Genomic DNA, 11,253 nt, shown 5'->3' on the forward strand with positions numbered 1-11,253 from the left:
AAATCTTTCCTGGAATGACCATCAAAGCTTATTTCAGCCTTTTTCCAAACCTGGCACGCATTTATACTATAAAATAGAAACTAATCAATTTTGCGAATGCGCAGAACGTATTTAGGTGAATTCGAAGAACTCGTATTGTTGATAATTTCTATTCTTGGAAGGGAAGCTTACGGCGTAACGGTTTCGCGGGAAATTGAGCAGCAGACGGGAAGGGTCGTCGCCTTTGGCTCTGTTCATAATACACTGATCCGCCTGGAAGAAAAAGGATTCGTAAAGTCTGAGTTGGGCGGGGCGACTACTGAGCGTGGCGGGAGGCGAAAACGCCTGTTTCAAGTCACTGCTTTGGGAAAAACCGCGCTGGCCGATATTCAGCAGCTGCGTAGCAGGCTTTGGAAGCTAATGCCCGATGACACGTTAAAGCTGAGCGACATATGAACACACCCCAACCGCCGCGATGGGCAAAAACGCTGCTTCGCTGGCTGCACCCTGAAAATACGATTGAGGAAGTGGAAGGTGACCTGGACGAATTATATGTGTATGCTTATGAGCGTTCCGGGAAAAGACAGGCACTGCTGCGTTACCTGCTGAATGTCGTTTCTGTTCTTCCGCCATTTGTACGCCGACGTCCCAGTGCCGCAAAATATAATCAACCATTTTCTCTTAGCCCTGATATGTTAAAAAACTATTTTAAAATCGCCTGGCGGAACATTGTCCGTCAAAAAGCCTACTCCGTACTGAACATTGCCGGTTTATCCATTGGCATGGCATGCAGCATTCTGATCCTTTTATGGGTTCAGAACGAATTGAGTTTCGACCGCTTTCATGCCCGTGCGGACCAGCTGTTTCGGCTAACGTGTAGTGCCGGTGACTTCAAAACGGCCGTGAGTGCGGCGGGAATGGCCAGGGGATTGCAGGCGCAGTTGCCCCAGATCAAAGGCGGGGTAAGGATTAGCAAACCCAGTCCGATGCTGTTTGAAGCGGGAGAAAAAAAGGTGGAAGAAAAACGCGTGTTTTATGCCGATTCCAATTTTTTGGAAGTTTTCTCATTTCCCCTGCTGGCGGGAAATGCAGCTACGGCCCTGAAAGATCCGGGAGCGATATTTATAACCGAAGAAATTGCAGAGAAATATTACGGGACGAGCGACGCAATAGGCAAGACCATCCGCATTAACAACAACGAAAACTTTGTCATTGCAGGCATTCTGGCCAATACGCCTTCGAATTCGCATTTACAGTTCGATGCAATTATTCCCATGAAAACCATGGCCAGATGGAGCCAGGATATACAAAATGAAACCTGGGGCAATTTTAACTTTTATACTTATCTCGAACTCGATGCAAAAACAGCTGCATCTGCTTCCGCCCAACAGCAACTCACGCAACAAATAGCCAAAATTTTCAAGGACCGCGGCCAGGCGGTTAAAATTGACTTCCAGCTTCAACCACTCACGGATATCCACCTGCATTCCAATTTGCAGATAGACCTTCCCGGGCATGGTAACATCCAGTATGTGAATGTTTTCTTTGTCGTCGCGCTCTTTATTCTAATCGTAGCCTGCATCAATTTCATGAACCTCGCAACGGCACGTTCCGAACGCAGAGCGAAGGAAGTTGGGCTACGGAAGGTAGTGGGCGCGAATCGCCACCAGCTTGTATTTCAATTCCTTGGCGAATCGCTCATCTTTTCATTCCTCTCGCTGGTGATCGCAATCGGGATCGTATGTCTGCTGCTGCCTGTTTTCACAATGCTTACAGAAAAAACCCTTGCCATCCATTTGCTGGACGGAAAACTATTGCTGAGCCTGATCGGCATTGCGGTATTGACTGGCCTGCTTTCGGGCAGCTATCCCGCACTATTCCTTTCGGGGTTTGCGCCGGTGAAGGTGCTGAAAGGTAAGCTGAGGGTCGCTGGTGGCAACCTGCTTTTTCGGAATGCGCTGGTGGTGACGCAATTTGTGGTCGCTATTGTGCTGCTTGTTGGCACTGCGGTGGTTTACAAACAGCTGGATTTTATCAAAAAACGGAACCTGGGTTTTGATAAATCCAACCTGCTATATCTGCCTATGAGCGGTGAGCTTGGTGAAAAAAAACAGGCATTGAAAGCGTCACTGGCGCAAAATCCGCTTATGGAAAATTTCACCGTCATTTCAGATCTGCCAACAAAGCTCGAATCCGGCACTATTGATGTAATTTGGGATGGACAAACCACGCGTAACCAGGTCGTTTTTCCCTCGCTGGATGTGGATGAAAATTTCGTCAAAGTCTTTAAATCGCAAGTACTGGCGGGCCGCGGTTTCGACAGCGCATTTTCGGGCGACAGTTCCAGCTATATAGTCAATGAAAAAGCAATGCAGATCATGGGAATGAACGTGAGCAATGCAGTGGGACAAAACCTGACTTTTGGCGAGAGAAAGGGGACGATCATTGGTGTTGTCAAGGATTTCCATTTCAAATCCCTGCAATACGCGATGGAGCCGCTAATCTTACGCCTCAACAAATGGGGCGGCGTGATGGTGATCCGCACTACTGCCGGCAATAACGAGCAGACTATCAAAGCATTGGAAAAGATCAATCAACAACTTAACCCCGCCTTCCCATTCACATTTGGTTTTCTGGACAAGGATTTGGATAATCTTTACCGCAGCGAGCAGCAAATGGGGAGTATTTTCAATTTGTTTGCCGGGCTGGCCATTTTCATTTCCTGTCTGGGTTTGTACGGACTTTCCGCCTTCATGGCCGAGCAACGCACCAAGGAGATTGGCGTACGGAAAGTGCTCGGTGCGACCGTCGCTGGTGTTGTGGGGTTGCTTTCCCGCGATTTTTTGAAGCTGATACTGATCGCCATCGTCATTGCCGCACCGATTGCGTGGTATGCCATGAATAAATGGTTAGAGGGATTTGCCTATCAAACCACTCTCGAATGGTGGGTCATCGCTTTGGCAGGAATGTTGGCAACCGCCATTGCATTGTTTACAATTAGTTTTCAGAGTATTAAGGCGGCGCTGATGAATCCGGTTAAGAGTTTGCGGAGCGAGTAGGCTCCGTGGCAGCATTGAACTGCCGTTAATCCGGTGGAGCTCTTTTTGCCAGCAAACCTTTGATCCGCCTACCGGGAAGCTTTGATACCGAATCTTTTTTCGGTTATTTTTCGGAAAGCGGTTCCTATCGATTTTTGCTTTCAACATTTAGCAAAAATGATGGAAAATCGTTTCAACAAAAAACCACTATTTTCACTCGACCGGGCCGACATTCTCCCGATACTTTTCTGGTGCCTGATCGTTTTTCTCACCTGGCTTTTCATGCATGGCGCTGATCACTTTCTTCTCCTTACACGGGCAAGCCTTAGGGAAATACTTCGAATTGCGTTGGTTTCTGATCGCACACATTACTGCTGGTGGTGGAGCATTGGTGATGGGTTTCATTCAGTTCTGGCCCAAACTCAGAAAGTATAGCTGGAAACTGCACCGGGTTATCGGGCTGCTGTATCTGATGGCGATCCTTGTAAGCAGTTTATGCGCTATGGTCCTGGCATTCAGCACGGCATATGAAGTTAATTGGGCGTATGCGTTTTCTTTACAGGTTTGGGTAGGGGTCTGGATCAGCTCCACGGCCATCGCTTTTTTATGCTGCCTTGCAAAGAAAATTTCAGATCCATCAGGAATGGATGGTTAGAAGTTACCTGGTCACTTTGGCATTTATTCTGTCCGGGTTAGCGATCAAGCTTCCGTTTATCCAGAGGTTGGGCAGTTTCGATGAAATTTCACCCTCTCTTTTTTGGGTGGGATGGTCGGTTCCGCTTTACATCTATCAGGTCATTCTTAGCAGCCGGACGAGAAAATGATGAATGAAGGGGCTAAACCGCCTCTGCCAGCACATCTTTAAGCTGGTGCTTGTGGTTGTTTCCCCACTCGTCCAGCTGGGTCACAATCGGAACGATGCTTCTGCCCAATTCGGTAAGCGTATAGACACTGTAAAGTGGGAACCCGCTACCCGACTCGCGAGCAAGCACACCAAGTTTTAGTAGTTCACTGAGTTGGATATCAAGCACCCGGGGTTTAGCCTCGGGTATGAAGCGATGGATTTCACTTGGTCTCTGAAAACCCTTAAAAATGGCGTCAATAATGCATGGTTTCCATTTATTGCAAAATACACGCATTGCCACGGTAATCCCGCATTCGAGGTCTTGGTTGATTTTTCTTTGATACTTCATGATCTTATCAGATTGAGGCGGCCTTAAATTTAAACAGGACCCGGCCTAACCCATCAGGACCGGTAAAAAGGTTTCAAGAATGTTTTCCTTAAATAGCAAACGGAATTTTCACGCTCTATTTTTTTATACGTATGCATGACCTCATCACAACTTTGACTGGCAAAACTGTGTCAACACACAAACATGCATAATATTCTTATGAAAAATTACTTCTTCGTTGCGCTTTTTCTGGCCGTTACAACTTTGGGCTGTCAGAAAGAACCAGAAAGTGAAGTGGTTGTTGAATGTATAGGTGCCAGTTTCTATTATTTGGATAACCAAAGTACAGGCAGTCTGCTGGTAGAATTTGGCGATCCGGGCCTCAACCAGCAAATCGATTCAGCAACGGTCGTCAAGTCCGGACAACGGACATTAATCGGGCAAGATGCAAGTTTTGGGTCGATCCCACGTCCATCCGAAACATTTGCCCGTTTTGAATTATACAGGTTGTTAGATGGGAAAAAGACGCTTGTTTACAAGCAGGATCCGGTCGAGAATGCGCTTTGGACCAAACACAAACATAATCCCAATGACCCCGACTTTGGTTGTCAGCAAGTGGACTACACGTTGAGGGTGACTGACGCAATGTTGAAGTGAGCTCCGGTTATGGGTTAATAAACCGCTTGTTACCATTTCTTAACTTTGCCGGGCGTCTGCTCGCTTTCCTTAACTTGGGGCTGCAATCTCATTCAGTTCTTTGCAGGGTCCGTTCTTGCGGATGCGGAGCCTTTCCGTAGCAAGAATATTGCTGTTACCTATCAACAAAGACTGATTGCAAAGCAATGGCAGGCCTGGCCTTGCCGCAAATTGGTTTCATTGACAACCACCTGGAAGTACCCGCTGCAAATGCGCCCACTTCCTTGTTGCAGATTGTGCGGGCGGACTGCAATAGTCCGCCCATTTTGATGCGCATCCGGCACTAACATTGTAACCTGCATCCAGTAAACAATCTCGAAAAAAATTACCTTACGCTTTTGGCAGATATTGAAAAATGGCCCGAGTACAGCGCCTAATTCTGCATTAGCCTGAATTCCTTGACCACGCTACGCAGTTGCTTTTCTGTCAAGCCACTGTACTGGATTTGCAGCTGCTTGGATTTTTCCGCCCCCATTCTTTTAAGTTTCCAATACTTAGGATGCGTCAGGCCGATAGGAGGGCGGTAATGTGTTTCTGAGGGGTCTTTGATCAAAACATCAATTTCGATTTCCCCAGGGTTCATGGGGTTCTTCCATTGCGAGATCACTTTCACGCACCTTCCTGTTTGTAAGATTAAAGTTTTTTCGTGTGTCATGTATAAGCGAGAAATTCTGTAAAAGACAAAAATAGTGGTTAAAACGACCAAAAAACGCTGTTAACGATAAGATAATGTGTTGTGCATATTGGACACATCCTTGCTTGCAGCAACAGCCAGCATATTTTTAATATTAAGATCCGCGCCCATTTGTTAACTTTGTGCTAATTCTGACACCATCCGATATTTCTTTTTAGTCGATTCTAGAAGATCCCAGTCAATGGTCCTGTGTCTTTTTTGATTAACTATGGCAAGCATTTTACTCCCCGTTAGCAGCAACAGTTTTGAAGATGTTGGCACCAAAACAAACAGCATCTACTATGCTGTCTATGACTGCTGCGTTACTAATCAAGTCCCCAGCAGGGATGTGGCTTTCATCGAGCAGCGGCTTGGTGCTGGCAACCAGCACGAAGCAGTTGCCAACGATGAAAAATACTTCCGCTCACTGCGGGAGGCAAAAGCCTATGTCAACCGCCATTTCAAATCTGGCGCGGAATACTTTTCATTGAACCAATCTTCCGATCCTGATAACATTTTTTACACGATCATCGATAAGATCTCTTACCTGATCGCTTGATCCAAGAGCTGCGGTATTGTGTAAATTTATCATATTGTTAACTGGTAGTTCCCCTGGAAGCTTCTGTGTAAATTTGCTTCACCACCACACACCGATTCGATATGGTCTATGAGAAAATCTTCACGATGACGACGGGCAAGCAAGTTAAAATAGTTGTAAGGGGATATTATTCAGCCGGAGAAACAACGATTGAGCCATTTGTCGAAATTTGGGTCAAGCATCGCAAGGAGCTGTTTTTTAGCCCGATAGGTCTTGAATTACCCAGATATGGATTTGAAAGTGTTGGACTAAACAACATGAAGGACCGGGCCATGCACGCAAGTGGCATAACTGATCAGCAATTTGAGCAGGTTATGACTGAATTCAAGCACATCACAACTTCATCAGTCCTGTTATAAACATATAAGCGAAAACTTCATGGATGATCAGATACAAGAACCAGAGCAAACCTGCGAGCAGGCAGGGCCGGGATATTTTCTAAATGAGGGCGTCTCAGACAAAATGAGGGGATCGCTGGCAGCTGTCTATAGTCAACTTTTGATCGTTGAAAAACGGAGCTTTTTCCAGATCCAGCCTTCGTGGCCACGGTCCCCGGCGGGCGGAAGCAGGATCTGACACTGCAAAACAAGCGTAATACACTTGCTGTTGCGGTTAGAACTTCTTTGTGTTCCGGCACCCGGTAAGTTATTATCGGTTCATTTGCGTATATGTGGCCTCCATATCCATTTTATACCCTATCTACTTTAAGTTATGATTGCATTCAGCAAAACCTGCCCGTATTGCGGGTCCAAGGACGTTTCACACCGGGTCCGGCCTCTTTTTGCGCGAAATTTGCTTTTTCCCTCAAAGTTTTACCAATGCGAACGTTGCCTGCGGCATTTTTTTCGTCTAAGAATCCCCCTGTGATAAAGTGTAAACGCAAAAGCAAACAGATGTTTTTTAATCATTGCCATGACTTTTTGCCCCAGTATGCCAGGAATCACAAAATCGACCCGAACGCAAAAGGTAAACGTATATACATATAGGTTCAAATAACTTAATATTGCTTGCTGCGGGCAAGCTGTACTTTTGCAATTAATTGTCTTCAACAAACTGACATCCTATGAAACGTGAGAAAAAACAACTGGCAGCAACTCTTGTTGAGTCGCTTCAAGACAAACTAAAAAACGCTGAAACCGATAGTAAAAAGCTAGCGAAAGCGATCAAGAAAACGGCCAAGAAGCTTGCCGAAAAGATAATTAAGGTTTCCGTCAGGCAGCAGAAAAAACTTGAAAAACAGAAAGGAGAGCCTACTTCCAAACTAGGACCGGAAAGCACGGAATCTGACAGCCCTGAAATCGAAACGCGGCTCAAAGCCGTTACCGAGACAGAAAGAGAGACGCTTTCGGGAAATGACAAGCCTACCAACTAATAGGTTCAGCATGTATTTAAGTTCAGTGTTCAAATGGGCTGGTAGGTTACCAGTCCGTTTTTTGTGTATCACTGTCTATGGATGAAGAACACTGCGTGGGGAAAAATGTGCCAGTGGCATGCCCCAAACAGCTAGTAGTTAACGTATGCTTCCTTAAAGCTGCCGTCTTCGTGTAGGTCAATGAGTGCATACCCAGGAGCAGTTTGCCGGCGCATGCCGTTCCACCAGGCCCCGCTCACTGCCCCGTTGCACAAGTAGGTCACATTGTTGTAGACCACTTTGTCTCGCATATGCAGATGCCCGCTCAGGCAAAGTTTTACATTAGGATGCTTGTAAAATAAGTCTATGATTTTAGCAGTATCCGTGTGCATGTCTCCCCCAAGCATTTCCCACCTGTTAACCACATTGTCTTCTATCATCAAAAGGGCCGTCAGGATGGGGATGTGCGACATGATCAATACAGGTGTGGCGGGACTCGTATTTCGTAACTCTTCCTGCAGCCAGTTAAATTGCGCATCACCCAGTTTTCCAATGTACCATGTCGTGTCAATGTCCAGATGCGTACTGTCCAGAATTATAAATTTCCAGCCGCCGCGCGTAAAACTGTAATAAGAATTGCTTAACTGGAGCCGGTTGAGCGCATATTGCTTTCCATAAAGCGGCAAATGTTTTGAATCTTCGTACCACCATACATCATGGTTGCCCAGGCAGTAGTGGACCGGCAGGCTGCATTCTTGTTTCATGATATTTTCAACAAGCTGCCATTGGTTATTGATCGAGGCAATATTCTCTTTGTTCATATCAAAAACAATATCACCGCCATTCAGAAGCATGTCTACTTTCGTTGGTTGGTTTTGGATGTGGTGCAGGCACTGGGTAAATTTAGCGGGTGCACCCAAATCATCTTTCAGGTGTACGTCTGTCAAATGCGCAATCCGTAATACCGGCTTCTGGACACGAACGGCATGCTCCTGTAATAGCGGGGCGGCAAACATTCCGCCCAGACCCTTAATGATAGATCTTCTCTGCACAATAGCTGATTTATTGGTGCAATGCAGCACCGGCAAAAATCCAGAAATCAAATAATATGAACAGAGCAAAATTAAGTGCACGATAGTCAGCTGCCGTTACCGGAGTGTTAAATCAAATGGTATGAAGGTAATCTGGTTTATAACCGTTGACAAAGGAAATCAGACCGCAGGCTAATGGATTATACCGATTACTCGTTAATTGGGACCATTTTATCTACAAGTCGCTATGTTTGTGATGCCTTCTGGACTCACCAGGGCTTACAAATAACAGCCATGAAAAGTACATTTCTAATCAGCAGCCTAAGCAACAGGCTACCCAAAATGATGGTAATGATTGCCATCTTTACTTCAACAATCTGTTTGGCCTCCCCTGCAAGGTCCGAAGATGCAAACCGTGAAAGGCAGGCTGCTAAAAAGCAACCAAAAAGCTTAGAACAGCAGATCCGTCATTTTATTCAGTCAGAGGACACCGATGCGGCAGTGCTTGAAAGCGGCATCGTTGTAATCAGCTTTTCAGTAGATGAAAATAACCATCTTAGCCAGGTTGTTTCATACAGTCAGATCCCGGCTGTCGATCATTATTTGACATCGCACCTGGAAGGCAAAGAGGTTGAACTACCAGTCGAGCGCAAAGGCAATCAAGGTAAACAATATATAAAATTGAGGTTCACTTTGGGGTGGTAGCCTGTTTGCCTAAGCTTCTCTACAACACATTCGTTTAATTTCCCCGGACCAAGCTTGGCACAGGGAAATTAAACGAATTCTTATTTTCCATGATTGATTGGATACATTTCTGCGCTGAACGTTTGCACAGCTTTTCTATTGAAGTCGTAAATTTTGCAACATCGAAATCACTGCTTTGCGCCCGATGTATTTCATTGTGGCCTGTCCAGCAGTATGCTTAACATTCGTTTATAGTCATCCAGGAAACCCTTTGTAACTTGGTATTGTGCTGTGTCCTCGTAGGCCATTTTTGTTATCCCATTCTCATCCAATTGATAAATGACTGCATGGGGATAGGCAAGCAGGATCGGTGAATGGGTGGCAATGATTAACTGAGATTGTTTTTGCACCAATTCATCAATTGCAACCAGAGCTGTCATTTGCCGGCTTGCAGACAATGCAGCTTCCGGCTCGTCAAATATATAAAGCCCGCCACCTTTCAACTTTTTTGTAAGAACGGCAAGGAAAGCTTCGCCGTGTGACCTGCCATGTAGCGACCCTCCATACCCTTTGAGATAATTCGGGTCTTTCAACTCTTCCATGTACGTCGCAACATTATAGAAGCTCTCTGCCCTGAGAAAAAAGTAATCTTTTGGCAGTTTATAACTCCGGACCAATTTCAAATACTCGAATAACCCGGAAGCATTATCATGCGTTGTAGCCTGAACGCTTTTAGGCCCCCCTTCAATGCTAAATCCCAATCCAAGAGCAATAGCTTCAATTAGGGTAGACTTGCCTGATCCGTTTTCACCTACAATAAAGGTCACATCCGGATGAAAATGCAAAGAGGATAAGCTTTTAATGGCTGCGATGTTGAAGGGATACTTATCAAAAGAAGAAACCCCATCCCGCATCAATTGAACTTCTCTTAAATATGGCTTGCTTTCCATTAATATTAAAAAATTGCATGGATGAGCCTCCGCATCAGGCGCGTTCTATTATTTGTCATAGCTAAAAGTAATCTCATCAGGCCGTAGCCGATGACTCGACCTGTTGGGCGGCTTTCTGTTTTTCTGGCAGGAACCGGTTGAGAAGCTTTTCAACAAAAGGGATCAAAGGAAGGAAAAGCACGACGCCGGCTATATTAAAGATCATATGGGCATTGGCAATTTTCTGCTGCATTCCGGCACCATTTGACACCCATTCTATAAAGGTGTTGAAATAAGGAAATGCCGCTAAACCCAGGGCAATGCAAATGATATTAAATAATAAGTGGAACAAACCCGTTTTGACGGCTTGCCGGTCCGAACGGATGGTGGCCATCAAAGTGTCAGAGCAAGTTCCCAGTTCCGAGCCCAGCATAACAGCAATCGCACCGGGCAAATTAATAAGCTCTTTCTTAGCCAGGGTGATCACCATGCCCACAGTTGCTGATGAAGACTGGATAACCAGCGTAACCAATGCACCAATAAGTGTCCCGCGCAAGGGACTATCGAGCTTTTCCATCCACGATAGAAATTGCTTGTGGTCTTTCAATGGTTCCACAGCCCTTTCCATGGTGTAAAGCCCAAAGAACAAGATGCCAAAGAAAAGCACAACCCTTGCGGTTTTGGAAACTTTCTCATTCTTGGAAATGAAGCTGAACACGAGCCCCAGAAAGATTGGGATGGGGGAGTACTGGCCGATATCCAGGGCAATCAGTTGACTTGAAAAGGTAGTGCCAATGTTGGCCCCCATCACGATTCCCAGCGACTGGCGAAAGGACAGAGCGCCTGCATTAACAAGGACAATGGTCATGATAATTACCGCTGAGGAAGAGTCCAGCAATATCGTTGCAACCGTGCCGGTAATGACCGAAGTGAGAAGATTTTTGGTAAATAAATCAAGCCATTTGTTAGCCTTGTTGCCGATGAGCTCTTTGAGCGTTTCAGAGAGGTTGTTGACTGCAAAAAGGAATAAGCCTAGCCCGCCCAGGACCATTAAGAAAATTTCCATCCGCGTTTTCTTGCAAAGTAATTTATCTGATGTTAA

14 protein-coding genes are annotated in these 11,253 nt (G+C 45.7%); 9 read left to right on the top strand and 5 right to left on the bottom strand.

What is annotated here, in order from left to right; genetic code table 11:
• Nucleotides 1-96 precede the first annotated feature (96 nt).
• The 3 genes from MUK70_RS04520 to MUK70_RS04530 all read left to right on the top strand — a co-directional run bounded on the left by MUK70_RS04520 (nucleotide 97) and on the right by MUK70_RS04530 (nucleotide 3,672).
• Nucleotides 97-435, top strand: coding sequence for a PadR family transcriptional regulator (locus MUK70_RS04520; protein ID WP_234657637.1), 339 nt, complete (start codon nucleotides 97-99; stop codon nucleotides 433-435).
• Nucleotides 432-3,038: an ABC transporter permease gene (locus MUK70_RS04525; RefSeq protein WP_234657636.1), complete on the top strand. Its 2,607-nt coding sequence runs from the start codon at nucleotides 432-434 to the stop codon at nucleotides 3,036-3,038. Before MUK70_RS04520 ends, MUK70_RS04525 begins: the two co-directional genes overlap by 4 nt.
• A 265-nt stretch (nucleotides 3,039-3,303) precedes the next feature.
• Nucleotides 3,304-3,672 carry a DUF2306 domain-containing protein gene (locus MUK70_RS04530; RefSeq protein WP_244784692.1) on the top strand — a complete coding sequence of 123 codons (369 nt, stop codon included), beginning with the start codon at nucleotides 3,304-3,306 and terminating at the stop codon, nucleotides 3,670-3,672.
• Between the two features lie 181 nt (nucleotides 3,673-3,853).
• On the opposite strand, the gene MUK70_RS04535 is transcribed toward MUK70_RS04530, so the two are convergent.
• Entirely contained in the window at nucleotides 3,854-4,210 is a 357-nt protein-coding gene (locus tag MUK70_RS04535; RefSeq protein ID WP_234657633.1) for a winged helix-turn-helix transcriptional regulator, read from the bottom strand.
• Between the two features lie 198 nt (nucleotides 4,211-4,408).
• Here MUK70_RS04535 and MUK70_RS04540 point away from each other — a divergent pair, with 198 nt between their 5' ends.
• Nucleotides 4,409-4,846 carry a hypothetical protein gene (locus MUK70_RS04540; protein ID WP_234657632.1) on the top strand — a complete coding sequence of 146 codons (438 nt, stop codon included), beginning with the start codon at nucleotides 4,409-4,411 and terminating at the stop codon, nucleotides 4,844-4,846.
• A 412-nt stretch (nucleotides 4,847-5,258) separates the two neighbouring features.
• On the opposite strand, the gene MUK70_RS04545 is transcribed toward MUK70_RS04540, so the two are convergent.
• Nucleotides 5,259-5,540, bottom strand: a complete 282-nt coding sequence (locus tag MUK70_RS04545) for a hypothetical protein (protein WP_234602622.1) — start codon at nucleotides 5,538-5,540, stop codon at nucleotides 5,259-5,261.
• Between the two features lie 247 nt (nucleotides 5,541-5,787).
• On the opposite strand from MUK70_RS04545, the gene MUK70_RS04550 reads away from it, so the two are divergent.
• From MUK70_RS04550 to MUK70_RS04565, 4 genes are all read left to right on the top strand, one after another.
• On the top strand, nucleotides 5,788-6,117 hold the full coding sequence (locus MUK70_RS04550; protein WP_234657630.1) for a hypothetical protein: 330 nt from the start codon (nucleotides 5,788-5,790) through the stop codon (nucleotides 6,115-6,117).
• Between the two features lie 101 nt (nucleotides 6,118-6,218).
• A complete protein-coding gene (locus tag MUK70_RS04555) occupies nucleotides 6,219-6,515 on the top strand; it encodes a hypothetical protein (protein ID WP_234657629.1) in 297 nt (98 codons plus the stop codon).
• 19 nt (nucleotides 6,516-6,534) lie between these two features.
• The gene (locus MUK70_RS04560; protein ID WP_234602627.1) at nucleotides 6,535-6,732 is read left to right on the top strand and encodes a hypothetical protein; all 198 of its coding nucleotides are present in this window, start codon (nucleotides 6,535-6,537) and stop codon (nucleotides 6,730-6,732) included.
• Nucleotides 6,733-7,219: 487 nt separating this feature from the next.
• Nucleotides 7,220-7,528: a hypothetical protein gene (locus tag MUK70_RS04565; RefSeq protein ID WP_234657628.1), complete on the top strand. Its 309-nt coding sequence runs from the start codon at nucleotides 7,220-7,222 to the stop codon at nucleotides 7,526-7,528.
• 131 nt (nucleotides 7,529-7,659) lie between these two features.
• On the opposite strand, the gene MUK70_RS04570 is transcribed toward MUK70_RS04565, so the two are convergent.
• Nucleotides 7,660-8,559 carry a metallophosphoesterase family protein gene (locus MUK70_RS04570; RefSeq protein WP_234657627.1) on the bottom strand — a complete coding sequence of 300 codons (900 nt, stop codon included), beginning with the start codon at nucleotides 8,557-8,559 and terminating at the stop codon, nucleotides 7,660-7,662.
• A 174-nt stretch (nucleotides 8,560-8,733) separates the two neighbouring features.
• On the opposite strand from MUK70_RS04570, the gene MUK70_RS04575 reads away from it, so the two are divergent.
• A complete protein-coding gene (locus tag MUK70_RS04575; RefSeq protein ID WP_234657626.1) occupies nucleotides 8,734-9,243 on the top strand; it encodes a hypothetical protein in 510 nt (169 codons plus the stop codon).
• Between the two features lie 191 nt (nucleotides 9,244-9,434).
• Here MUK70_RS04575 and MUK70_RS04580 read toward each other — a convergent pair whose 3' ends face one another.
• Both MUK70_RS04580 and MUK70_RS04585 read right to left on the bottom strand, forming a co-directional pair.
• Nucleotides 9,435-10,172, bottom strand: coding sequence for an AAA family ATPase (locus MUK70_RS04580; protein WP_234657625.1), 738 nt, complete (start codon nucleotides 10,170-10,172; stop codon nucleotides 9,435-9,437).
• Between the two features lie 76 nt (nucleotides 10,173-10,248).
• Complete coding sequence (locus tag MUK70_RS04585) at nucleotides 10,249-11,217, bottom strand: Na/Pi cotransporter family protein (RefSeq protein WP_234657624.1); 969 nt, start codon at nucleotides 11,215-11,217, stop codon at nucleotides 10,249-10,251.
• Nucleotides 11,218-11,253 lie beyond the last annotated feature (36 nt).

Source organism: Dyadobacter chenwenxiniae (genome assembly GCF_022869785.1).
In the GTDB taxonomy this organism is placed as follows: Bacteria; Bacteroidota; Bacteroidia; order Cytophagales; family Spirosomataceae; genus Dyadobacter; species Dyadobacter chenwenxiniae.

Coding starts and splice junctions, on each gene's coding strand:
- MUK70_RS04520 (WP_234657637.1), top strand. CDS start 97: ATGCGCAGAACGTATTTAGGTGAATTCGAAGAACTCGTATTGTTGATA.
- MUK70_RS04525 (WP_234657636.1), top strand. CDS start 432: ATGAACACACCCCAACCGCCGCGATGGGCAAAAACGCTGCTTCGCTGG.
- MUK70_RS04530 (WP_244784692.1), top strand. CDS start 3,304: ATGGCGCTGATCACTTTCTTCTCCTTACACGGGCAAGCCTTAGGGAAA.
- MUK70_RS04535 (WP_234657633.1), bottom strand. CDS start 4,210: ATGAAGTATCAAAGAAAAATCAACCAAGACCTCGAATGCGGGATTACC.
- MUK70_RS04540 (WP_234657632.1), top strand. CDS start 4,409: ATGAAAAATTACTTCTTCGTTGCGCTTTTTCTGGCCGTTACAACTTTG.
- MUK70_RS04545 (WP_234602622.1), bottom strand. CDS start 5,540: ATGACACACGAAAAAACTTTAATCTTACAAACAGGAAGGTGCGTGAAA.
- MUK70_RS04550 (WP_234657630.1), top strand. CDS start 5,788: ATGGCAAGCATTTTACTCCCCGTTAGCAGCAACAGTTTTGAAGATGTT.
- MUK70_RS04555 (WP_234657629.1), top strand. CDS start 6,219: ATGGTCTATGAGAAAATCTTCACGATGACGACGGGCAAGCAAGTTAAA.
- MUK70_RS04560 (WP_234602627.1), top strand. CDS start 6,535: ATGGATGATCAGATACAAGAACCAGAGCAAACCTGCGAGCAGGCAGGG.
- MUK70_RS04565 (WP_234657628.1), top strand. CDS start 7,220: ATGAAACGTGAGAAAAAACAACTGGCAGCAACTCTTGTTGAGTCGCTT.
- MUK70_RS04575 (WP_234657626.1), top strand. CDS start 8,734: ATGGATTATACCGATTACTCGTTAATTGGGACCATTTTATCTACAAGT.
- MUK70_RS04580 (WP_234657625.1), bottom strand. CDS start 10,172: ATGGAAAGCAAGCCATATTTAAGAGAAGTTCAATTGATGCGGGATGGG.
- MUK70_RS04585 (WP_234657624.1), bottom strand. CDS start 11,217: ATGGAAATTTTCTTAATGGTCCTGGGCGGGCTAGGCTTATTCCTTTTT.